Source organism: Streptomyces sp. NPDC001507, from assembly GCF_042894765.1.
Lineage (GTDB): Bacteria > Actinomycetota > Actinomycetes > Streptomycetales > Streptomycetaceae > Streptomyces.
Genome location: NZ_JBIAVV010000003.1, coordinates 98,390 through 121,007 on the forward strand (window position 1 = coordinate 98,390; position 22,618 = coordinate 121,007).

The following is a 22,618-nucleotide window of genomic DNA, read 5'->3' on the forward strand; positions in this document are numbered from 1 at the left end:
GAATGCCGGACGCCGTCGCTCACGGGCCCACCGATGGCGGGCTCGTACCGCCCACCGACTACGGCCTCGTTGTTCCGGACGGCTGGTTCCGGATTCCGCTTGAGCCCGACGGCTGGAAAGGGCCGATCAAAGCACTGGCCGAACGGGCCTTCGATGGTCAGGATGATGCGGTACTGCTCAAACGGGAATTCAGCAAAGCACTTCTCGCCCGTGCCGAAGAGGGCTACGAGAATGGTGGTGTGGAGCTCTACATCTCCACGACCTCCATCGGGCCGGTGCCCCTGTCCTCCTCACTCCTGGTCACCGTCGTCCCTCCGGACCAGGGTTTCCGCCTGGACGCCCAAGGCCGTTCTCAACAGATCACGGCCGTCGAACTTCCCTTCGCCGGCCCGGCGACCATGCGTCGCACCCGTACGGTGCCGGAGGCCGATGACTCCTCCGGCAGTCAACTGCCGGTGACAGTGGTCGACTACGCCGTCGGTGTCCCGGGCACCGAAGCCATCCTCCTGCTCACCTTCTCGACTCCCCTGGACATGTTCGCCGACGCCATGGTCGAGCTGTTCGAGGCGGTTGCCAAGTCGCTTCACTGGAAGTGACATCGCCGTAGCCGGTGGCGTGACTGCTGAGCGGTGCGGTGCCCGGCGTTCAGGCGACAGTCATTCATCGACCCACGCCACCAACCGTACGTTCCCCTCCCCATGGACCGCCGCAAAGGTCTCCATCACCGTCCACACTGGCGCCCACGGGCCGGCCGTCCTCCGGGACCACGTCGCGGCGGCGGGCTCGTTCGGCTCGGTAGAGCGTGGTGGCGGTGGGCCATTCCGTGCCCTCGGGGCAGAGGGCGGCCAGGTCGGCCGGGGACGTCGTCAGCGTGTTGATGCCGCTCGCTCGGGCAAAGCCTCTGCTCCAGTCGTGGGTGCCATGTGGCGTCGAAGTCGCGTACGCCGAAGAGGCAGGCGAAGCCGTCGTAGTCCCTCGGCATCCCCAGCATCGGGAGGCTGATGGCCGGGGCCCACGCCGTCTCGTCGTAGGGCAGGCCCTCCCGCCAGGTACGGCACTCTGTCCAGCCGTGGATGTCCGTTCCCATGCGGTCACTGGGGCCGAGGCCGTGCCAGGCAGGATACGAAGTGGGCCCAGGTGGAGGGCGTGACGGTGAGGCGGGGGCCGGCGGTGTGTTTCGAGTCGCGGATGTGGATGGTCGAGGAGGCGGTTGCTATCTCGACGCAGTTGGAAGCGTCGCCGCTGTGGGTGGACTTCTGCCAGATGAGTTCGGGCATGGCGGGGTTCCTCAGAGTTCCTGGGCGATGCGGTGGATAAGGTCTCGGGACGCTTGAGGGGTGAGTGCGCACGCTTCCATGTGGTCGACCACCGATTGGTACTTGCGCAACTGTGCTTCGCCGTCCAGGAATTCGCAGCCGTGGTGGGTGTCCAACTGCACCGTGTCGAGTTGGGGTACCGCCCCCGCGACGTAGTCGATGCCTTGGCCTGTGCCGTGGAAGCTCGCTTTGCCGAAAGGGAGGACCCGGACAGTGATGTGCGGCAGTTCGCTCATGGCGACCAGGTGCTTGAGCTGTGCGGTGGCTACGTCTCGGCCACCGAATCCCATTCTGAGTGCTGCCTCGTGAATGGCGGCCTTGTATGGGGTGGGATCGTCTCCGTGGAGGATGCCCTGGCGCTTGATGCGGTGGGTGAGGCGGTGTTCGATCTCGTACTGCTGGAGCGGCGGGTGAACCGCGCGGAAGAGCGCGCGGGCGTGGTCCGTCGTCTGCAGCAGCGCGGGGACGTGGATGACCAGGGCTACGCGCAACTCGGTCGCATGGTGCTCCAGTTCGGCCAGGTCGATCAACCCGGCGGGCAGATGATCCCGGTACTCGTCCCACCAGCCGCGTTTGCGCCCGCCGGTCATCGCGGCGAGGGCTTCGACCAGTGCGGTGTCGGCGCAACTGTACGTACGGGCCATGCTGCGTACGCGGTCGGCGCTCACGGCGTAGCGGCCTGACTCGATGTTGCTGACCTGCGCCTGCTTGAGGCCGAGCAGCCCTGAGGCGGCGGTGGACGTGAGCCCGGAGCGCTCCCTGAGCTTGCGCAACTCGGCGCCGAGACGTTGCTGGCGCAAGGTGGGGATGGTGCTGGGCGGCACTGAGCCCTCTCTCGTCATTGCGTTACCCATGAGTCACCCACAGGAGGTAATCGTCAAGCATTTCCTCTAGGTGATGTCAATTATTACATCGTGGCGTTCTATGGTGGTTCCGCGTCGCCCAACTCCCCGCCCGTAAGCCGGAAGCGCACCTCCCCTGGCAGAGCCACCGCCTGGCGCGGTCGTTGAGCGAACCCGAGTCCCGTCTCTCGTCGGAGGTCCTCGTGGACACCGTATTCCTGCCCGACACCTGGACGTACGTCCTTCGCCTGCCCCGTGATCCCCGCGCGGCACGCGTCGCACGTATGACCGTACGAGCGGTGCTCAGTGGCCACGGCAGGGGCGGGGCCCTCGATGCCGTCGAGTTGCTGGCCTCGGAGCTGGTCACCAACGCCTACCGGCACACACATGGCCCCGCCTCCCTCCGGCTCACCGCTCTCGCGGACGGGCGGCTCCGGGTCGGAGTCTGGGACAGTCACCCGTGTATCCCCGCCCCCTTCGGGGAGCCTCCCTGGGACCGCGTGTCGTACGTCCCGGCGGAATCCGAGCAGGGGCGCGGCCTGCGACTCGTGCAGGAGTACGCGGACTCGTGGGGCGGCCTGTCGGTCGGAGACGGCGGTCCGCTCGACCGTGGTGCCGGGAAGCTGCTGTGGTTCGAGGTCCGCGAGCCCTGACGGCAAGTCAAGCTCCGGTCAATCCATCCGGTGGCCATGCTCTCGGTGCACGCCGCATGGAACACTTCCTGGGTTGCAGAAGTGAAAAGAGTGGCTCGGTCGACGGGGAGCGGATGCGATGAGCGCGCGGCAGGTACGGAAGATGTTCCAGTTGATGGCAAGTGGGCAGCCCGTCGAACTCACCAACGCCTGGGGCTCCGTGAAGAAGCTCGCCCGGCTTGCCTTCGTCGCCCAGCAGTTCGGGTACGAGTACGCCGACGCCCGCCACACCGGCTCCCGCGGCAACGTGCTCGAACTCATGATCGTGCCGGATCACAGCCCGCAGGGCCGGGCGCGCGCCGCGCAGAACTGGGCGCAGTACCCGAACGCCGCCGACGGTGTCTCGCTGCCGCCCCTCGTGCCCGACGCGGTCGAACTCCTCAAGGCCCGGATCCAGTTCGACCTCACCGGGAAGAACGCCGATAAGCGCATGCTGCTCGGGGCCGGCGGCATCACCCTCGGGCTGGTGCTGGCCGCGGCGCGCGCCGGCGGCGGTGCGGGCGCCTTCGTCGTCTCCGGGGTCGTATGGGTTCTCCTCGTGGCGGTCATGGGGCTCGGGTTCTTCGTCACACGCGGGCGCAACGCCAAGTTCGCGCAGCGGCTCCGGGCCGCCGGGTTCGTGCCGGTGACGGGTGAGGGCGGGCGGGTGCGGTATCTGCCGCCCGGCACACCCGTGCCCGTGCCCATGCAACAGGGCCCGATGCAGCAGCCCCAGTACCAGCCCCCGCAGCCTCCGCAGCAGGCCGGTCCCTACGGCCCGTACGGCGGCGGCCAGGGCCCCTACGGCGGCCAGCCCCCCGTCGGCCCCGCCGCGCCGGCCCCCGCCCCCGGTTACGGTCAGCAGCCACCCGCGCCCTACGCCCCCGGCCCCTACACCCCTCCCCAGCCGCCCGCCGGCCCGTACGCCCCCGGCCCCTACCACCAGCAGCCCCAGCAGCCTCCGTATCCGCCCCGCTGACCCGGCCCCCGCCCCGGACCTCTCACCCGCCCCCTCCCCGGGGTGAGAGCAACGTTCCCTTCCGGTCACCCACAGCCACAGCGCGGAAACGACGCCTCCCTACCTTCGTGGCCTAGTCACTCGTAGCAGACCGAGCACGCGGAGCACCGTGGAGGCGTCATGACAGCCCCGGCCCCTACCTCACGTAGTCGCTGGATCCAGGAGTGGGATCCCGAGGACGAGACCTTCTGGAAGAACACCGGGGAGAAGGTCGCGCGGCGCAACCTGTACTTCTCCGTGCTCTCCGAGCACATCGGGTTCTCGATCTGGACTCTGTGGTCCGTGCTGGTGCTCTTCATGGGCCCGGAGTACGGGCTCACCCCGGCGGACAAGTTCCTGCTGACGTCGATGGTCACGCTGGTCGGTGCCGTCGTCCGCGTCCCGTACACCTTCGCCGTGGCGATCTTCGGTGGCCGTAACTGGACGATCATCTCGGCCGGCCTCCTCCTCGTCCCGACCGTCGCCGCGTTCGCGGTGATGAAGCCGGGGACCTCGTTCGACACGTTCCTGTGGATCGGGCTCCTCGCGGGCATCGGCGGCGGCAACTTCGCCTCCTCCATGACCAACATCAACGCCTTCTTCCCGCTGAGGAAGAAGGGGTGGGCCCTCGGACTGAACGCCGGCGGCGGCAACGTCGGTGTCGCCGCGATCCAGCTCGTGGCCCTCGCGGTCATCGGAGCGAACGGCGGCCCGCGCGTGCTGCTCGGGATCTACATCCCGCTGATCGTCGTCGCCGCCGTCTGCGCCGCCCTGTTCATGGACAACATCGAGAACGTCAAGAACGACACCGGCGCCGCCGTGGACGCCGCGAAGGACCCCCACACCTGGATCATGTCCTTCCTCTACATCGGGACGTTCGGGTCGTTCATCGGCTACAGCTTCGCCTTCGGGCAGGTGCTCACGAACCAGTTCGGCCGTACGCCGCTCCAGGCCACCTACCTCACCTTCATGGGTCCCCTCCTCGGCTCCCTGATCCGTCCCGTGGGCGGCTGGCTCGCCGACAAGTACGGCGGCTCGAAGATCACTCTGTACAACTACGTCGGCATGGCCGCCGCCACCGCCGTCCTGGTCGCCGCCGGCATGCAGAAGTCGCTGCCCCTGTTCGTCGTCGCGTTCGTCGTCCTGTTCGCGCTCGCCGGCCTCGGCAACGGCTCGACGTTCAAGATGATCCCCGGCATCTTCCACACCAAGGCGCTCGCCGAGGGGCTGGAAGGTGAGGAGGCGGTCACGTACGGTCGTCGGCTCTCGGGTGCTTCCATGGGGCTCATCGGCGCGGTCGGCGCGCTCGGCGGCGTCGGCATCAACCTCGCCTTCCGGCAGTCGTTCCTCTCCTACGGCTCCGGCACCGGCGCCTTCGTCGCCTTCCTGGTCTTCTACGGCCTGTGCTTCGCGGTGACCTGGGCCGTATACCTTCGCCGGCCGGCCGTGCGGGACCGGGCCACGGCCGCCACCGAGGCAAAGGCGCAGCTCAGCTACGCCGAGGTGTGACGTAACACCGGTGACATGAACCCGAACCGAGCCTGTCACGCGCCGTTGACAGGCTCGTTCGGCATGCGGGTCAGCTAGGAGAGCAGCCATGGACGAGGAACAGCAGCAGCGGCCGGACCCCGGCCGGCCCGGCCCTCTCGCGGGGTTCACCGTGGGGGTCACGGCCGCGCGCCGCGCCGACGAGCTCGGAGCGCTGCTGCAGCGGCGCGGCGCCGTCGTGCTGCACGCCCCCGCCCTGCGCATCGTGCCGCTCGCCGACGACGGCGAACTGCTCGCCGCCACGAAGGAGATCATCGACCAGGCGCCGGACATCGTCGTGGCGACCACCGCGATCGGGTTCCGGGGGTGGGTCGAGGCCGCGGACGGCTGGGGTTTCGGAGAGGAACTACTGCAAAGGCTGCGGGACGTGCAGCTCCTCGCCCGCGGGCCCAAGGTCAAGGGGGCGATCCGGGCCGCCGGGCTGACCGAGGAGTGGTCGCCGTCCTCCGAGTCCATGGCCGAGGTGCTCGACCGGCTCCTGGAGGAGGGCGTGGATGGCCGCCGGATCGCCGTACAGCTGCACGGGGAGCCGTTGCCGGGGTTCGTGGAGTCGCTGCGGGCGGCCGGCGCGGAGGTGGTGCCGGTGCCGGTGTACCGGTGGATGCCGCCGGAGGACCTGGGCCCTGTGGACCGGCTCCTGGATGCCGTCGTCTCCCGCTCGGTCGACGCGATCACCTTCACCAGCGCGCCCGCCGCGGCCTCCCTCGTCTCCCGCGCCGAGCACCGCGGACTCCTCGGCGACCTGCTCGCCGCCCTCGGCCACGACGTCGTCCCCGCCTGCGTCGGACCGGTGACAGCCCTGCCGCTGCAGGCCCTCGGCGTCGACACCGTCCAGCCGGAGCGCTTCCGGCTCGGCCCCCTCGTACAGCTCCTCTGCCAGGAACTGCCTTCGCGGGCCCGGGCGTTGCCCATCGCCGGCCACCGCCTCGAGATCCGGGGGCACGCAGTCCTCGTCGACGGCGAGCTGAAGCCGGTGCCGCCGGCCGGGATGTCCCTGCTGCGGGTGCTGTCGCGGCGGCCGGGCTGGGTGGTGGCCCGCGCCGAGCTGCTCCGGGCCCTGCCGGGTGCGGGGCGCGACGAACACGCGGTGGAGACGGCGATGGCCCGCCTGCGTACGGCCCTCGGCGCGCCGAAGCTGATCCAGACCGTCGTCAAGCGCGGGTACCGGCTGGCGCTGGACCCGGCGGCGGACGCGAAGTACGCGGACGTCTGACGCCTGATGCCTGACGCCTGACGTCAGGCGTCCGAGCCGACGGCCCCCTGGCCGCTGTCCGCCGGCGGGTCCCGGCGCGGCCGGCCGCGGGCCACGGGCCACGGCCGATGGGGCATGGAGGGGACGGCGCCGCACCCGCAGGGCAGCCGGCGCCGGGATCTACGTCATATGACGGGTGCCGCCGTAAAAGTGCTCTTCGTAGGGTCCAAGGCGTGCCACACCGAACGAATTCAGCCGTCGGCAGCCGAATCGGCCGTCCACGCTGAACTCCTGACGGTATGTCCGTTGAGGTGTCGACCCCGATGTGTGAGGAGTTCCATGAGTACCGAGGTTTCCCGCCGCAAGATATTGGCCGCCGGAGCGGCGATGGCCGGGGCGGCGGCGGTGACGGCCGGCTCGGAAGGAACGGCCGCCGCGGCGGCCCCGGCCGGTACCGGTGCGGAGAGGCCGAAGGCGAAGCCCACGATCGTGCTGGTGCACGGCGGCTACGCCGACTCGTCCTGCTGGAACGCCACCATCGGGGAGTTGCAGGCCAAGGGCTACACCACGGTCTGCGGCTCGAACCCGCTGAGAGGCATTCCGACCGACGCCCCGTACATCGCGAGCCTGCTGGACTCCATCAGCGGACCGGTCGTGCTGGTCGCGCACTCCATGGGCGGAACGGTCATCACGAACGCCGCCGCCGGGAAGAGCAACGTCAAGGCGCTGGTCTACATCGCGGCGTTCGTGCCCGACGTGGGCGAGACGCAGGCGGACCTCATCGGCAAGTTCCCCGGCAGCGAGGTCCTGCCGGTGAGCGTGCCGGTGCCGTACACGAAGGCCGACGGCACCACCGGAACCGACCTGTACCTGAGCAAGGACGGCCAGGCCGCCTTCGCCGCCGACATCTCCGCCGCCGACTTCCGGGTGCTGCAGGCCACGCAGCGGCCGTTCGACGCCGATTCCTTCACCTACCCGACCACGGCCGCGGCCTGGAAGACGATCCCGGTCTGGGGGCTAGTCGCCGGACAGGACAAGGCGATCCCGGCGGCCTGCGAGCGCTGGATGTACAGCCGTGCGAACGCGCGCAAGGTCGTCGAAGTCCCGGATTCCTCGCACGTCGCGATGATCAGTCACCCCAGGACCGTCGCCGGCCTCATCACGGACGCCGCCAAGGCGGTCAGCTGACGCCCGCCCAGGCGGTCGGCTGACGCTCACGAAGACGGTCAGCTGACGCTCACGACAGGCGTCCCGGTCCACCGTCCTGGACGGGGGCGCCTGTCGCGACCGGGCACCCGGACTGGTATCACCGTGATCTGTGTGGTCGTTGCCGGCAGATGGGGGACAGCGATGTCCGGAGAAGCGGGCTCGGCCTGGTACGGAGTGCGGTGCGTGTTCCGGCATCGCGTCCTCGGCGTGTACGAGGAGCGGGTCACGTTGTGGACCGCCCGTTCGCCGGACGAGGCGATCGGCCGTGCGGAGGCCGAGGCGATCGCGTACTGCGACGTGCTCGACGAGGTCGAGTACACCGGCTTCGCCGAGTCGTTCCGCATCGACGGGACGCCGGGCGAGGGGGCCGAGGTGTTCTCCCTCATGCGGGAGAGCGGGCTGCCGCCGGGGGAGTACGTGCGGCGGTTCTTCGCCACGGGCGATGAGCGGACGGGCTGACCGGCGTACGACGTTCTGGGGACCGCCCGGCGGCAGCGGGCCGTAGCGGGCGGCCCGTGGCCCGTCACTCCGGTCCGTCCCCTCCCGGGCGCGCCGGGCCGTCCCGTGCGGCCGCGCGCGTGCGACGGGCCGTGCCCCGCTCCGCAGGTGTGCGCTCTGCCGGATCCGGGCCGGCGGGCGGCACGCTGGCGCCGGACCTCGGCACACGGGGGACAGGAACGGGGACGGGGACGGGGACGGAACATGACACGCTGGCAGCCCTTGCCGGCCACGCTGCCGCGCGAGGCCCGGCACCTGGTCGAGCAACTGCGGGTCCTGAAGGGCCGTACCGGGCTCAGCCTCGCCGGACTGGCCCGGCGCACCGCGTACAGCAAGTCGTCCTGGCAGCGCTATCTGAGCGGCGACCGGATGCCGCCGCGGGCCGCCGCGCAGGTGCTGTGCCGGCTGGCCGGCGGGGACCAGGCGCGGGTCCTGGCGCTGTGGGAGCTGGCCGAGCAGGCGTGGCCGCAGGGCGCGCCGGAGCCGGTGGCGACCCTGGTGGCCCGGCCGCCGGAGTCAGCCGGGCCGCTCGGGGTCCCCACAGGCCGAGGGCGATGGCGGATCGCCGCCGTCGCCGCGTCCGTGCTCGCCGTGGTGCTGGCCGCCGGGCTGCTGTGGGCGCTGCCCCGCAGGGCGGGCGACACCGTCGTCGCCCGCCCCCACGGTGCGCTCAGCCGCGCTGGTCGTAGTACGCGATCTTCCAGGAACCCGTGCCCTTGATCCGCACCCGGTACTTCCCGCTGATCCGCTTGAACGTGGCGTTGTGCGCGGTGCCGTGGAAGGTGACGGCGCTGCCCGCGGCCGGGCCGGTGAGCCGCTGCTGGGCGAAGGTCCAGCTCTGCTCGGTGACCACGCCGTCGTTGTCCGACAGGCCGAAGTGCTCCTGCCACCACTGGGTGGCCGATTCGGTCTCCGGGCCGAACGAGCCGTCGATCTTGCTCTTCTCGAACGGGTGCGAGTCGCCGTCGTCGTCCTGGTACTGGGCACCGTCGGCCCACAGGACGGTCTCCCACAGGGCCGTCGCGTTGCTCGTGGCGTAGTCGTCGACGCCGAGGTTCTCCTCGTCCTGCCAGTCGTCGGTGACCGCGCCGCCGCCGTCGATGCCGTGGTACGGCGCGGCGGCGCCCGCGGCCGGTGCCAGGGCCAGGCCGCCGGCGCCCAGCAGTACGGCCGTCGCCGTCGCGACGACCCGGATGCGCATGCTCATGAACGTGTCCCTTCTGAACCGCCGTCCCTCGCGGATCCCCCTGGGGCGGCTCGCTGTGCGTTCGCAGGACACAGAGTCGGGGCCCGCGGCCGGGGACGGCGAGGTCTGCCGGGGTATCCGGGCCGAACGGGGACGGCCCGCGCGCCGGGCACCGGCGTCCCCGCCCGGAGCGGGGCCGCCCGGGAACTCCGCGGAACGGTGGGACGGCGGGACACCTGCGGAGGGCCTACGGCGGAACACCGGCCCGAGGACTTCCGGCCGCCCGTCGCACCGGGCACTGTGAACAGAACGGTTCCCCTGTCCTAGGCGGTGACAGGCACATGGCACTGGGTACGGCCGCGACCGCGTCCGCGTACGAGCTGCGCTTCGACGCCGGGCGGATCTGTCTCGATCTGCTCGCGACCACGCATCCCGGCGAACGGCTCGACGGGGTCGAACCGCTACGGGCCTGGATCACCGGATCCGGACTCGTCCCGCCGGACACCCCGCTGGCCCACGCCGACGCCGGCTGGCTGGTCGGTTTCCGGGAACTGCGGGGGTGTGTCGGGCAGTTGGTGCGCGGCACGAACACCCCTGGGGTCCGGTCGTACGGCCTCGCGCTCGCCCGCGTCAACGACGTCGCCCGCGCAGCCGCGCCCCCGGCTCCGCGCGCAGTGCCCGGCGAGGACGGGTACCTGGTCCGGGAGTTGGCCGGGCCGCCGGGCTGCGCGGCGCTGCTCGCCGCCGTCGCCCGGGACGCGGTGGAGCTGCTCACCGACCCCGTCGCGCGGGCGGCGGTCAGGGAGTGCGAGGGCGACAACTGCCCGCTGGTGTACCTGGACACCTCCCGGGGACGCCGGCGCCGCTGGTGCTCCAGCGAGGTCTGCGGGAACCGCGAGCGGGTGGCCCGGCACCGGCGCCGCGCCGCCCTCGCCCGCGCGTGAACCACTCCTCGTCCGTGAGTGGACCACTCCTCGTCCGTGAGTGGACCACTCCTCCTCCGCGCGTGAACCACCCCTCGTCCGCGGGTGAACCACTCCTCAGTCCATGGGTGAACCACTCCTCGTCCGTGGGTGAACCACTCCTCAGTCCGTGGGTGAACCACTCCTCGTCCGCGTGTGGACCACTCCTCAGTCCGCACGTGAACCGTTCCCCGGTCCGTGCGCGAGCACCTGTCCGCGCGCGTGACCGCCGTCACTCCACATGCCAACTCCCGTCCCATTCGCGGCTTCTGCCGGACCTTCATCGAAGCTCCGCGAAAGTGATTTCGACAACACTCCGTTTGGTGACGGGTGAGTACGGGCAACCCGGCCGCCTTGGACGTTGTGTCGGAAATGTAAAGATCACGCGGTGGGAATGTGGGGTCATGTCCCGCTCGTCATGGCACCTCGCGGAAAAATGTGGGGTCTTGTTGAACACGCCGCGAGTCACTTCCGTACCGGTGGGGGAGCGACCGACTGGGGGAACCCCCGGACACCGGAGGTGGGCGTGCGCAAGGATGCGGCCGTGGCCAATGAACGTGGATCGAGGGCCCGACATCGCATGTCCCAGCCCTCGGAGCCTGATGAGGAGCTGATGCGTGCTCTCTACCGGGAGCACGCCGGACCTCTCCTTGCGTATGTCCTTCGGCTGGTCGCCGGTGACCGGCAACGCGCCGAGGACGTCGTGCAAGAGACACTCATCCGTGCCTGGAAGAACGCCGGCCAGCTCAATCGGGCGACCGGATCTGTACGCCCCTGGCTGGTGACGGTCGCTCGCCGCATCGTCATCGACGGTCACCGCAGCCGGCAGGCCCGGCCGCAGGAGGTCGATCCGTCGCCGCTGGAGGTCATCCCCGCGGAGGACGAGATCGACAAGGCGCTGTGGCTGATGACGCTGTCGGACGCGCTCGACGACCTGACCCCGGCCCACCGGGAGGTGCTCGTCGAGACGTACTTCAAGGGGCGTACCGTCAACGAGGCGGCCGAAACGCTGGGTATACCCAGCGGCACCGTCCGTTCGCGGGTGTTCTATGCCCTCAGGTCGATGAAGCTGGCACTGGAGGAGCGGGGGGTGACGGCGTGATGAGTGTGTACGGGGGGCACGGCGGGTTCGGCACAGGTGGTTCGGGTATGTCTGGTGCTATGCAGGAATCTCCGGTGCCCAATGAGCACGAGACTGTCGGCGCGTATGCGCTCGGGATTCTCGACGACGCCGAGGCAACCGCTTTCGAGGCCCATCTGGCCGGGTGCGAATGGTGCGCCCAGCAGCTCGACGAGCTGGCCGGAATGGAGCCCATGCTCGCGGCCCTGGCGGATCTGCCGGGCTCCGGAAGCAATCCGTCCATCGGTGAGTCGCTGTCCGCGAAGCCCAGCCCGCGGATGGTCGAGAAACTCGTCGTGGAGGTCTCCGAGAAGCGCAAGGTCCGCAGCAGGCGGAACATCTTCGCACTGGCCGCCTCGGTCGTGCTGATCGCCGGCGGCACGGCGGCCGGCGTGGCGCTGAGCGGCTCCTCGGACAGCGGCACCGCGGACATGGCCACGGGACCCGCGCAGGCGGCCTTCCAGACCATGACCGACAAGAAGACGGCCACGGACCCGACGACCCACGTCACCGCGACCGTCGCTCTGGAGAAGAAGGACTGGGGCACCCACGCGGTCCTCCAGCTCAAGAACGTCACCGGCCCGAAGAAGTGCTCGCTGATCGCCGTGGGCAAGAACGGCGAGCGCGAGACGGTGACCTCCTGGTCCGTCCCGACCTGGGGATACGGCATCACCGACGCCAAGTCGGCGAAGGCCAAGGATCCCCTCTACGTGCACGGCGGGGCCGCCTTCAGCCCCAACCAGATCGACCACTTCGAGGTCATGACCTTCGACGGGAAGAAGCTCGTCTCGGTCAGCGCGTAGCTTCGACGGGCCCCCTTCGCGTACGGTTGACGGCTGCCCAGCACGTCAGAAGGGGGCCCGGTGGCCGCTCAGGCTCAGCAATCCGCGGTCGGCTCTCACGGCTCGGATCGGGATTCCGCACAGGACTCCGTCCAGGACTCGCTCCGGGACGCGGTCCAGGATTCCGTCCGAGACCGTGAGATCAGCGTCGAACAGGTACACCTCGACCGGGTGTACCGCCGTCTCGAGGAGAAGATCCACGAGGCGGAGTTCCTGATGGAGGACGCGGCCAAACGCGGTCAGGTAGGCACCCCCGGCGCGCTCGCCGAACGCGACGCGCAGGTCTTCCGGGCGGGCATCCACCTGAACCGGCTCAACAACGAGTTCGAGGACTTCCTCTTCGGACGCATCGACCTGCTCCTCGGCAAGGACGGCAAGAAGGGCCCCGACGGCGCCTACACCGCCGTGGAACCCGCCGAGGGCGCGGTCCGCGACGACAACACCGCCGACATCGCCGAGACCCTGCACATCGGCCGCATCGGCGTCCTCGACGAGGACTACGCCCCGCTGGTCATCGACTGGCGGGCCCCGGCCGCCGCGCCCTTCTACCGGTCCACCCCGGTCGATCCCGGGCGTGTCGTACGACGCCGGGTGATCCGTTCCAAGGGCCGACGGGTCCTCGGGGTCGAGGACGACCTGATGCGCCCCGAGCTGACCGCCTTCCTCGACGGCGACACGCTGCCCGTCATCGGCGACGGCGCGCTGATGGCCGCCCTCGGCCAGGCCCGCAGCCACACCATGCGGGACATCGTCGCCTCCATCCAGGCCGAGCAGGACCTGGTCATCCGCGCCCCCGCCGCCTCCGTCACCTACGTCGAGGGCGGCCCCGGGACCGGCAAGACCGCCGTCGCCCTGCACCGCGCCGCCTACCTGCTCTACCAGGACCGGCGCCGGTACGCGGGCGGCATCCTGATCGTCTCCCCGACCCCGCTCCTCGTCGCCTACACCGAGGGCGTCCTCCCGTCCCTCGGTGAGGAGGGCCAGGTCGCCATCCGCGCCATCGGCTCCCTGGTCGACGGCGCCGAGGCCACCCTGTACGACACCCCGGCCACCGCCCGCGCCAAGGGCTCCTCCCGGATGCTCCGGGTGCTGCGCAAGGCCGCCCGCGGCGCCCTGGAGCTGAACGGTTCACCGACCCGGCTCAGGGTCGTCGCCTTCAACCGCCGCCTGGAGCTGGAGGCCGAGGAACTCGACCGCATCCGGCACAACGCGCTGGGCGGCACCGCCCCGGTCAACCTGCTCCGCCCCCGCGCCCGCAAGCTCCTCCTGGACGCCCTGTGGGCCCGCTCCGGCGCGGCCGGCCGGCACACCGACCCGGAGCTCGCCGCCGAACTGCGCTCCTCCTTCGACGAGGACATCCTCACCGAGGACCCCTTCGTCGAGTTCCTCGACGCCTGGTGGCCCGAGCTCACCCCGCAGACCGTCCTCGCGGCCATGGCCGACGAGAGACGCCTGGGCCGCTGGGCCCGCCGCATCCTCAACCCCGGCGAGGTCCGCCGGGTGGCCCGCTCCCTGAAGCGGGACGGCCGCACCGTCCACGACATCGCCATGCTCGACGAGCTCCAGGCCATCCTCGGCACCCCGGCCCGCCCCCGGAAGAAGCGCGACCTGGACCCGCTGGACCAGCTCACCGGCCTGGAGGAGCTGATGCCGGTGCGCGAGGAGTCGCAGCGCGAGCGCGCCGAGCGGCTCGCCCAGGAACGGGTCGAGTACGCCCACGTCATCGTCGACGAGGCGCAGGACCTCACCCCGATGCAGTGGCGGATGGTCGGCCGCCGGGGCCGGCACGCCACCTGGACGGTCGTCGGCGACCCGGCCCAGTCCTCCTGGTCCGACCCCGACGAGGCGGCCGAGGCCCGTGACGAGGCCCTGGGCACCCGCCCGCGCCGCCGCTTCGAGCTCACGGTGAACTACCGCAACCCGTCCGAGATCGCCGAACTCGCGGCCAAGGTCCTGGCCCTCGCCATGCCCGGCTCCAAGGCCCCCTCGGCGGTCCGCTCCACCGGCGTCGAGCCCCGCTTCAGCGTCGCTCGCGACTCGCTCGAGAAGACCGTGCGGGCCGAGGCCGAGCGGCTGCTCGACCTGGTCGACGGCACGGTCGGCGTGGTCGTCGCCATGGACCGGCGCGCCGAGGCCGCCCGCTGGCTGGCCGGGCTCGGCGACCGGGTGGTGGCCCTCGGCAGCCTGGAGGCCAAGGGCCTGGAGTACGACGCCACGGTCGTCGTCTCGCCCGCGGAGATCGCCGACGAGTCCCCGGCCGGGCTGCGCGTGCTCTACGTGGCCCTCACCCGGGCGACGCAGCAGCTGACGGTGGTCTCCGGGGAGCGGGACGTGCCGGACGCGGCGGGGGTGCCGGACCTGCTCAGGGACTGACGGCGGGGCCGGTTGCCACGGTCCGTGGCAGGCCCGTTCGGCTGGTTCCGCCGGGGTTTTCCTGTGAAGTCCGCGGACGGGAATGGCCGCGCGGGATCTGTTTGTTAGCCTTGTCGTGACACCGGCCCGATCCAAGCCCCCGGGCCCAACCTTCGTCGCTACGAGCGACCACTTGCCGCGAGGCGAGCATGGCGGGTCGGTGTCATGAACGTAGGAAGAGGCCCACGTCCCCTGTGACGTGGGCCTCTTTTTTGCGCGAACAATACGTACGCAATCAGGCCCGGCTAACGCCTACCCGGCGGTAGGTGCGACGATCGGACGGCAAAACCAGCGACACGGTGACACAACGAAGGAAGTCGGCCATGGCAACGGCGCCCAGCGTCTCCTACTCGATGACCATCCGGCTGGAGGTGCCCGCGAGCGGAACCGCCGTCTCGCAGCTCACCACCGCCGTGGAGTCCTCCGGAGGCTCGGTGACCGGCCTCGACGTCACGGCGTCCGGCCACGAGAAGCTCCGCATCGACGTCACCATCGCCGCCAGCTCGACCGCGCACGCCGACCAGATCGTGCAGCAGCTGCGCGGCATCGAGGGCGTCACCCTCGGCAAGGTCTCGGACCGTACGTTCCTCATGCACCTCGGCGGCAAGATCGAGATGCAGTCCAAGCACCCCATCCGCAACCGTGACGACCTCTCCATGATCTACACCCCGGGCGTGGCCCGCGTGTGCATGGCGATCGCGGAGAACCCCGAGGACGCGCGCCGCCTCACCATCAAGCGCAACTCCGTTGCGGTCGTGACGGACGGCTCGGCGGTCCTGGGCCTGGGCAACATCGGCCCGAAGGCCGCCCTGCCGGTCATGGAGGGCAAGGCGGCCCTCTTCAAGCGGTTCGCCGGCATCGACGCCTGGCCGCTGTGCCTCGACACCCAGGACACCGACGCGATCGTCGAGATCGTCAAGGCGATCGCCCCCGGGTTCGCCGGCATCAACCTGGAGGACATCTCGGCCCCCCGCTGCTTCGAGATCGAGGCCCGTCTCCGCGAGGCCCTGGACATCCCCGTCTTCCACGACGACCAGCACGGCACCGCGATCGTCGTCCTCGCCGCCCTCACGAACGCACTTCGCTGCACCGGCAAGGCAATTGAGAACATCAGGGTCGTCATGTCCGGCGCCGGCGCGGCCGGTACGGCCATCCTCAAGCTGCTGCTCGCGGCCGGCGTGAAGAACGCCGTCGTCGCCGACATCCGCGGGGTCGTGCACACCGCCCGCGAGGACCTGGTGGGCGCCCCCGCCGACTCTCCGCTGCGCTGGATCGCCGACAACACCAACCCCGAGAACCTCACCGGAACCCTCAAGGAGGCCGTGCGCGGCGCCGACGTCTTCATCGGCGTCTCCGCCCCGAACGTCCTCGACGGCGACGACGTGGCCGCCATGGCCGACGGCGCGATCGTGTTCGCACTCGCGAACCCGGACCCCGAGGTCGACCCGGCGATCGCCCGTCAGACGGCCGCCGTGGTGGCCACCGGCCGCTCCGACTTCCCGAACCAGATCAACAACGTGCTGGTCTTCCCGGGTGTTTTCCGAGGGCTCCTGGACGCCCAGTCCCGTACGGTGAACACGGACATGATGCTCGCGGCCGCGAAGGCCCTCGCCGACGTGGTCACGGAGGACGAGCTGAACCCGAACTACATCATCCCGAGCGTCTTCAACGAGAAGGTCGCGGGAGCGGTGGCGGGAGCGGTACGGGAAGCGGCGAAGGGCGCGTAGCGCCCCGTAGGGCGCGGGGAACTGCGCGACCAGCCCCCACCGGCCGGCAGCCGAAACGCGACGCCGGTGCATGATGCAGGGGTCTGGGGGCAGCAGCCCCCAGGCAAACGTTTGTGAAACTTGCCACGCCATCCGATCGGCGCGTCGTGAAACCCCCCCTTCGGCCCACCCGTAGGGTATGGGCGGCACCGGATTGGCGTTCCCGCCGCAGGTGGGGGCAGGATGCGTCCCGGCCCAACATGCGGCTCCGCCGCGTGGCACGCCTCAATGGCAAGAAGAACACGGGAGTAACAACATGAACCGCAGTGAGCTGGTGGCCGCGCTGGCCGACCGTGCCGAGGTGACTCGCAAGGACGCCGACGCCGTGCTGGCCGCGTTTGCCGACGTCGTCGGCGACATCGTCTCCAAGGGCGACGAGAAGGTCACCATCCCCGGCTTCCTGACCTTCGAGCGCACCCACCGTGCCGCTCGCACCGCGCGTAACCCGCAGACCGGCGAGCCGATCAACATCCCCGCCGGTTACAGCGTGAAGGTCTCCGCGGGCTCGAAGCTCAAGGAATCCGCCAAGGGCAAGTGAGCCGAGGCGCTCCGCTTGAGCGCCGTGGGTGACTGCGGGCCCGCTGTGGCTGGTCGCGCAGTTCCCCACGCCCCTTCGGGGCGCGTCCGCCGACGCGGCTGAACATGACGATGGGGCGGCCCCTCCACCAGGGGCCGCCCCATCGTCGTACCGCCCTCGCAGGCGTCAGCCGAGTGCCTTGCCCGGCAGTTCCACCTTGGCGCCGAGTTCTACGAGCTTCTCCATGAAGTTCTCGTAGCCGCGGTTGATGAGGTCGATGCCGTGGACGCGGGAGGTGCCCTGGGCCGCGAGGGCGGCGATCAGGTACGAGAAGCCGCCGCGGAGGTCGGGGATGACCAGGTCGGCGCCCTGCAGCTTGGTCGGGCCTGAGACGACCGCGGAGTGCAGGAAGTTGCGCTGGCCGAAGCGGCACGCCGAGCCGCCCAGGCACTCGCGGTAGAGCTGGATGTGAGCGCCCATCTGGTTCAGCGCGGAGGTGAAGCCGAGGCGGGACTCGTAGACCGTCTCGTGGACGATGGAGAGGCCGGTGGCCTGGGTCAGGGCGACCACGAGCGGCTGCTGCCAGTCGGTCTGGAAGCCGGGGTGCACGTCCGTCTCCAGCGCGATGGACTTCAGCTGGCCGCCGGGGTGCCAGAAGCGGATGCCCTCGTCGTCGATCTCGAAGGCACCGCCCACCTTCCGGTAGGTGTTCAGGAACGTCATCATCGAGCGCTGCTGGGCGCCCCGGACGTAGATGTTGCCCTCGGTCGCCAGCGCCGCCGACGCCCAGGACGCGGCCTCCAGACGGTCCGACAGGGCCCGGTGGGTGTACCCGCCGAGCTTGTCCACGCCGGTGATGCGGATCGTGCGGTCGGTGTCGATGGCGATGATCGCGCCCATCTTCTGCAGCACGCAGATGAGGTCCTCGATCTCCGGCTCGATGGCCGCGTTCGACAACTCCGTGACGCCCTCGGCGAGTACGGCCGTCAGCAGCACCTGCTCGGTCGCGCCGACGGACGGGTACGGCAGCTGGATCTTCGTGCCGCGCAGCCCCTTCGGCGCCTCCAGGTACTGGCCGTCCGCGCGCTTCTCGATGGTCGCGCCGAACTGCCGCAGCACGTCGAAGTGGAAGTCGATCGGCCGGCCGCCGATGTCGCAGCCGCCGAGGCCCGGGATGAACGCGTGGCCGAGGCGGTGCAGCAGCGGGCCGCAGAACAGGATCGGGATGCGGCTGGACCCGGCGTGGGCATCGATGTCAGCGACGTTCGCGCTCTCCACGTACGTCGGATCGAGCACCAGCTCACCGGGCTCCTCGCCCGGACGTACCGTCACCCCGTGCAACTGCAGCAGGCCGCGTACGACCCGCACGTCACGGATGTCCGGAACGTTGCGCAGCCGACTGGGTGCACTGCCCAGCAGGGCGGCGACCATGGCCTTCGGTACGAGGTTCTTCGCACCGCGGACACGGATCTCGCCCTCCAGCGGGGTGCCGCCGTGGACAAGCAGGACATCGTCGTTGACGGTCATGAATCTCGCGTTCCATGGAGTTGGGCAGGGCTGGAAAGACAGAGTAATCGCCCATCGGCCCCCTCCCGTAAGCCCACGGACCACCCAGCTACGTCATAGCTGTGTCACAACACGAACGGTGCCTAACCGGACGCATGGGGTCACCGCTGGTGACCGTGCGCCGGGGACGCTCCCTTCCGCCCTGAGCTGCATTCACCCGTGGACCCGGATTGGCTCCCCATGCGAGGGGAAGATGCGGGATCATGTCAGGCATGACCGAGGTGTCCTCGCTCACAGGGCGGCTGCTCGTGGCCACGCCCGCCCTGGCGGACCCGAACTTCGACCGTGCGGTGGTGCTCCTTCTCGACCACGACGAGGAGGGCTCCCTCGGTGTCGTCCTCAACCGCCCCACCCCGGTGGACGTCGGCGACATCCTGGAGGGCTGGGCCTCGCTCGCGGGCGAGCCGGGGGTCGTCTTCCAGGGCGGCCCGGTCTCCCTGGACTCCGCGCTCGGCGTCGCGGTCATCCCCGGCGGGGCCAACGGCGACCGGGCCCCGCTCGGCTGGCGCCGGGTGCACGGCGCGATCGGCCTGGTCGACCTGGAGGCCCCGCCGGAGCTGCTCGCCTCGGCCCTCGGCTCCCTGCGGATCTTCGCCGGTTACGCCGGCTGGGGCCCCGGCCAGCTGGAGGACGAACTGGTCGAGGGTGCCTGGTACGTCGTCGAGTCCGAACCCGGCGACGTCTCCTCCCCGTCCCCGGAAAGACTCTGGCGCGAGGTCCTGCGCCGCCAGCGCAACGAGCTCGCGATGGTGGCCACCTACCCGGACGACCCCTCGCTCAACTGATGGATCGCTCTTTCGGGCGTCGGTCAGGCCGTTCGAGAGCGGCGGTCCTCATGGCCACCCAGCGACGCTTCACGTGCCACCACGTAGCTCCTGCACATGCGCCGAATGCGAGCGCACCGACAGAACGGCTCCCGCGACATCCGCGCTCGCGCGTGGGAGTTGTGGCGCCGCGGGGCCCGGTCAACGGCCCCCGTCCCGTCCTCGCGTACGTGAGGCGGGACCGGACGCGAACGGAGCGCCGCGGCCGGCGGTGCCCGTTGCGCAAGCCTGGGATCCATAGTTCTCGGCGGTTGATTACCCTTGGCCCTTATGAGCACTCTTGAGCCCGAGCGCGGGACTGGTACGGGGACCCTCGTAGAGCCGACGCCGCAGGTGTCCCACGGCGACGGCGACCACGAGCGCTTCGCCCACTACGTCCAGAAGGACAAGATCATGGCGAGCGCCCTCGACGGCACCCCCGTCGTGGCGCTGTGCGGCAAGGTGTGGGTGCCCGGCCGCGACCCGAAGAAGTACCCCGTGTGCCCCATGTGCAAGGAGATCTACGAATCCATGGGCAGCGGCGGCGACGGCGAGGGCAAGGACAAGTAACCCCCAGGTCTGACAGCTCGGCTCTCTGAGGCCCCGAGGCACTTTGGTGTGCTTCGGGGCTTTTGTCGTGCTCGTGCGTTGCGCGGGGTGCGTCCCGGCCCGCGGAATGGTCGAGACCTCTTGTCGGCCTGCTCGTCTTGTCCGTACTCTCTCGTGTTGTGCAGAGCGAAACCATCGTTGCACATAATGCAACGCTTGAGACCCCTGCACTCCTCACCGGCTGCTGCGCCGGCAGGGGGAGGAGCTGTGACCGTCGTGAATCCTGTGTGCGGGTTCGCCCGGCGGCCGGGGAGATCGAGTCGGACCGGCTCCGGCCGTGGACCCTCTCGCCCTCTCTGGACTTCTTCCGGCGGGTCTTCGGGCAGCAGGAATTCGGCCGCTGGTTCGTCAGCGGTTTGGTCGTCGCGGGCCGTGTGGTCATCGTCCCGGCGCTGACCGCCTTTCTCGCGGCCACCGCCGTGACCCGATTCCGGTTCCGCTTCCGCACCACCCTGTTGATCACGCTTCTTGTGGCCCGGACGGTGTCCGTGGCGGCCCTGGCCATCCCCCTCTTCTTCCAGATGCGGGGATTCGTGAAAGGAGATCCTTTTCCCGCTCGTCCTGTTCGGCCTGGTGGCCACGATCCTGTTTTCCTCCATCTCGGCCTGGGTGTTCTTCGTACTCGTGCAGCGACGCCTGGTCTCCGTACCGGGCGGAGCGGTTAAGGACTGACATGACTTCAGAGACGGATCTGATTCCGGCGCCGCGCAGTGTCGAGGGGCCGATGCGATGCGGTGTCCTGATCGACGAGGACACCACGCTGTGGGCCGCTCCCGGCACCGAGGGAACGGAGCGCTGGCTGCGCGCCACGGTCGGCGCCGCCGGGGTGCCGCTGCGACCTGGCCCCGAGGACGCCCGCAACGCCGTACGACTGCACCTGGACGACTCACTGGAGCCCGAGGCTTACCGCCTGAGCGTGATCGCCGACTGGGGGGTGGAAATCCGCGGTGGCGGTCCCGCGGGCGTTTTCTGGGGTGCCCAGACCCTGCGCCAACTGCTCGGCCCCGAGGCCTTCCGCCGGGCTCCCGTACGCCCCGGGATCCGGTACGGCATCCCGCACCAGGTGATCGAGGACTCCCCCCGATTCTCCTGGCGCGGCCTCATGCTCGACGTGGCCCGGCACTTCACGCCCAAGGAAGGCGTGCTGCGCTACCTCGATCTCATGGCGGCGCACAAACTCAACGTCTTCCACTTCCACCTGACGGACGACCAGGGCTGGCGCCTGCGGATCGAGCGGTACCCCCGGCTCACCGAGGTCGGCTCCTGGCGCACCCGGACGAAATTCGGTCATCGGGCGTCACCCCTGTGGGAGGAGAAGCCGCACGGCGGTTACTACACCCAGGACGACATCCGGGAGATCGTCGCCTACGCGGCCGAGCGGCATATCACGGTCGTCCCCGAAATCGACGTACCGGGACACTCGCAGGCCGCCGTCGCCGCGTATCCGGAACTCGGCAACACCGACGTCATCGACACCACCGCCCTCTCCGTCTGGGACTCCTGGGGGATCTCTCCGAACGTACTCGCCCCCACTGACAACACCCTGCACTTCTACGAGGGGGTGTTCGAGGAAGTGCTGGAGCTGTTCCCCTCGGAGTTCATTCACGTCGGCGGCGACGAATGCCCGAAGGACCAGTGGCGGGCCTCGCCCGCCGCACAGGCCCGCATCAAGGAACTCGGGCTCGCCGACGAGGACGCGTTGCAGTCGTGGTTCATCGGCCACTTCGCGAAGTGGCTTTCCGCGCGCGGGCGCCGCCTCATCGGCTGGGACGAGATCCTGGAGGGCGGGATCGCCGAGGGCGCTGCCGTCTCGTCGTGGCGCGGCTACGGCGGCGGGATCGCGGCCGCGCGGGCCGGCCACGACGTCGTCATGTGCCCCGAGCAGTACGTGTACCTGGACCACCGGCAGGCCGGCGGCGCGGACGAGCCGGTGCCGATCGGATACGTCCGCACCCTGGAGGACGTGTACCGGTTCGAGCCCGTTCCGGCGGAGCTCGACGAATCCCAGGCACGGCGGATTCTCGGCACCCAGGCCAACGTCTGGACCGAGGTGATGGAGGACCACGCGCGCGTGGACTACCAGGCCTTCCCCCGGCTCGCCGCCTTCGCCGAGGTCGCCTGGAGCGCGCTCCCGGCCCCCGGGGAAAGGGACTTCACCGGCTTCGAGCGACGCATGGCCGCGCACTACCGGCGGCTCGACGCCCTGGGGGTCGCCTACCGCCCGCCGGCCGGCCCCCTGCCGTGGCAGCAGCGCCCCGGTGTCCCCGGCCGCCCCCTCGACGGGCCGCCCCCGGCCCGCTGAGCGCTCCGCTGGAGGGGCCGCGGGGGTGCGGTTGGAGGGGCCGCGGGGGTGCGGTCTCCCGTCCGCGGCGCCGTCGTGTCTGGTCGCGCAGTTCCTCCCCCGGCCTTCGCCCGGGGGTACCCCCGGCGCCCCGTAAGGGGCGCTCTCGTCCCGAACGCGTAATGGAAAAAGACCCCAAGGATCACCGAAGAGTGTCAATCGGTGCGCACCGGCGATGGGGGACGAAAACGGACCAAGTAGCCGATGAAGTGGGCGAATGC

21 protein-coding genes and 1 pseudogene are annotated in these 22,618 nt (G+C 70.3%); 18 read left to right on the plus strand and 4 right to left on the minus strand.

What is annotated here, in order from left to right; genetic code table 11:
• The first annotated feature begins 2 nt into the window (after positions 1–2).
• Positions 3–596 (plus strand): hypothetical protein, encoded by a 594-nt coding sequence (locus ACFY0K_RS10775; RefSeq protein WP_390639541.1) that lies wholly within the window; start codon positions 3–5, stop codon positions 594–596.
• Positions 597–1,091: 495 nt separating this feature from the next.
• Here the strand turns inward: ACFY0K_RS10775 and ACFY0K_RS10780 are convergent, their stop codons facing one another.
• Positions 1,092–1,277 (minus strand): DUF397 domain-containing protein, encoded by a 186-nt coding sequence (locus ACFY0K_RS10780; protein ID WP_390639542.1) that lies wholly within the window; start codon positions 1,275–1,277, stop codon positions 1,092–1,094.
• 11 nt (positions 1,278–1,288) lie between these two features.
• The gene (locus ACFY0K_RS10785; protein WP_390639543.1) at positions 1,289–2,140 is read right to left on the minus strand and encodes a helix-turn-helix domain-containing protein; all 852 of its coding nucleotides are present in this window, start codon (positions 2,138–2,140) and stop codon (positions 1,289–1,291) included.
• A 221-nt stretch (positions 2,141–2,361) separates the two neighbouring features.
• Here ACFY0K_RS10785 and ACFY0K_RS10790 point away from each other — a divergent pair, with 221 nt between their 5' ends.
• The 7 genes from ACFY0K_RS10790 (at position 2,362) to ACFY0K_RS10820 (ending at position 8,993) form a co-directional block, all read left to right on the plus strand.
• Positions 2,362–2,811 carry an ATP-binding protein gene (locus ACFY0K_RS10790; protein ID WP_390639544.1) on the plus strand — a complete coding sequence of 150 codons (450 nt, stop codon included), beginning with the start codon at positions 2,362–2,364 and terminating at the stop codon, positions 2,809–2,811.
• Between the two features lie 118 nt (positions 2,812–2,929).
• Positions 2,930–3,808 carry a hypothetical protein gene (locus ACFY0K_RS10795; protein WP_390639545.1) on the plus strand — a complete coding sequence of 293 codons (879 nt, stop codon included), beginning with the start codon at positions 2,930–2,932 and terminating at the stop codon, positions 3,806–3,808.
• A gap of 159 nt (positions 3,809–3,967) precedes the next feature.
• Positions 3,968–5,335 (plus strand): nitrate/nitrite transporter, encoded by a 1,368-nt coding sequence (locus ACFY0K_RS10800; protein WP_390639546.1) that lies wholly within the window; start codon positions 3,968–3,970, stop codon positions 5,333–5,335.
• An 88-nt stretch (positions 5,336–5,423) separates the two neighbouring features.
• Positions 5,424–6,587 (plus strand): uroporphyrinogen-III synthase, encoded by a 1,164-nt coding sequence (locus ACFY0K_RS10805; RefSeq protein WP_390639547.1) that lies wholly within the window; start codon positions 5,424–5,426, stop codon positions 6,585–6,587.
• 318 nt (positions 6,588–6,905) lie between these two features.
• Positions 6,906–7,754, plus strand: a complete 849-nt coding sequence (locus tag ACFY0K_RS10810) for an alpha/beta hydrolase (protein ID WP_390639548.1) — start codon at positions 6,906–6,908, stop codon at positions 7,752–7,754.
• A 162-nt stretch (positions 7,755–7,916) separates the two neighbouring features.
• Positions 7,917–8,234, plus strand: coding sequence for a hypothetical protein (locus ACFY0K_RS10815; RefSeq protein ID WP_390639549.1), 318 nt, complete (start codon positions 7,917–7,919; stop codon positions 8,232–8,234).
• A gap of 243 nt (positions 8,235–8,477) precedes the next feature.
• Complete coding sequence (locus ACFY0K_RS10820) at positions 8,478–8,993, plus strand: helix-turn-helix domain-containing protein (protein ID WP_390639551.1); 516 nt, start codon at positions 8,478–8,480, stop codon at positions 8,991–8,993.
• Here the strand turns inward: ACFY0K_RS10820 and ACFY0K_RS10825 are convergent.
• Entirely contained in the window at positions 8,944–9,480 is a 537-nt protein-coding gene (locus ACFY0K_RS10825) for a peptidoglycan-binding domain-containing protein (RefSeq protein ID WP_351958216.1), read from the minus strand. The genes ACFY0K_RS10820 and ACFY0K_RS10825 overlap by 50 nt on opposite strands.
• Positions 9,481–9,800: 320 nt before the next feature.
• On the opposite strand from ACFY0K_RS10825, the gene ACFY0K_RS10830 reads away from it, so the two are divergent.
• The 6 genes from ACFY0K_RS10830 to ACFY0K_RS10855 all read left to right on the plus strand — a co-directional run bounded on the left by ACFY0K_RS10830 (position 9,801) and on the right by ACFY0K_RS10855 (position 17,099).
• On the plus strand, positions 9,801–10,403 hold the full coding sequence (locus ACFY0K_RS10830; RefSeq protein ID WP_390639552.1) for a CGNR zinc finger domain-containing protein: 603 nt from the start codon (positions 9,801–9,803) through the stop codon (positions 10,401–10,403).
• Between the two features lie 598 nt (positions 10,404–11,001).
• A complete protein-coding gene (locus tag ACFY0K_RS10835) occupies positions 11,002–11,523 on the plus strand; it encodes a sigma-70 family RNA polymerase sigma factor (RefSeq protein ID WP_010039908.1) in 522 nt (173 codons plus the stop codon).
• Complete coding sequence (locus ACFY0K_RS10840) at positions 11,523–12,344, plus strand: anti-sigma factor family protein (RefSeq protein ID WP_382722320.1); 822 nt, start codon at positions 11,523–11,525, stop codon at positions 12,342–12,344. The genes ACFY0K_RS10835 and ACFY0K_RS10840 overlap by 1 nt, the downstream gene beginning before the upstream one ends.
• 60 nt (positions 12,345–12,404) lie before the next feature.
• Positions 12,405–14,756 carry a HelD family protein gene (locus tag ACFY0K_RS10845; protein ID WP_390639553.1) on the plus strand — a complete coding sequence of 784 codons (2,352 nt, stop codon included), beginning with the start codon at positions 12,405–12,407 and terminating at the stop codon, positions 14,754–14,756.
• 362 nt (positions 14,757–15,118) lie between these two features.
• On the plus strand, positions 15,119–16,522 hold the full coding sequence (locus ACFY0K_RS10850) for an NAD-dependent malic enzyme (RefSeq protein WP_390639554.1): 1,404 nt from the start codon (positions 15,119–15,121) through the stop codon (positions 16,520–16,522).
• 295 nt (positions 16,523–16,817) lie between these two features.
• The gene (locus ACFY0K_RS10855) at positions 16,818–17,099 is read left to right on the plus strand and encodes an HU family DNA-binding protein (protein ID WP_089106629.1); all 282 of its coding nucleotides are present in this window, start codon (positions 16,818–16,820) and stop codon (positions 17,097–17,099) included.
• A 165-nt stretch (positions 17,100–17,264) separates the two neighbouring features.
• Here the strand turns inward: ACFY0K_RS10855 and murA are convergent, their stop codons facing one another.
• Entirely contained in the window at positions 17,265–18,605 is a 1,341-nt protein-coding gene (gene murA / locus ACFY0K_RS10860; RefSeq protein ID WP_351958212.1) for a UDP-N-acetylglucosamine 1-carboxyvinyltransferase, read from the minus strand.
• Between the two features lie 251 nt (positions 18,606–18,856).
• Between murA and ACFY0K_RS10865 the strand changes: the two genes are divergently transcribed.
• The 4 genes and pseudogenes from ACFY0K_RS10865 (at position 18,857) to ACFY0K_RS10880 (ending at position 22,358) form a co-directional block, all read left to right on the plus strand.
• A complete protein-coding gene (locus tag ACFY0K_RS10865; RefSeq protein WP_217545775.1) occupies positions 18,857–19,429 on the plus strand; it encodes a YqgE/AlgH family protein in 573 nt (190 codons plus the stop codon).
• Positions 19,430–19,738: 309 nt separating this feature from the next.
• Complete coding sequence (locus tag ACFY0K_RS10870) at positions 19,739–20,017, plus strand: DUF3039 domain-containing protein (protein ID WP_093502368.1); 279 nt, start codon at positions 19,739–19,741, stop codon at positions 20,015–20,017.
• Between the two features lie 284 nt (positions 20,018–20,301).
• Positions 20,302–20,728: pseudogene (locus ACFY0K_RS10875) on the plus strand (carbohydrate ABC transporter permease); the annotation flags it as partial.
• A gap of 1 nt (position 20,729) precedes the next feature.
• The gene (locus tag ACFY0K_RS10880; RefSeq protein ID WP_390639555.1) at positions 20,730–22,358 is read left to right on the plus strand and encodes a beta-N-acetylhexosaminidase; all 1,629 of its coding nucleotides are present in this window, start codon (positions 20,730–20,732) and stop codon (positions 22,356–22,358) included.
• The last annotated feature ends 260 nt before the right edge of the window (positions 22,359–22,618 follow it).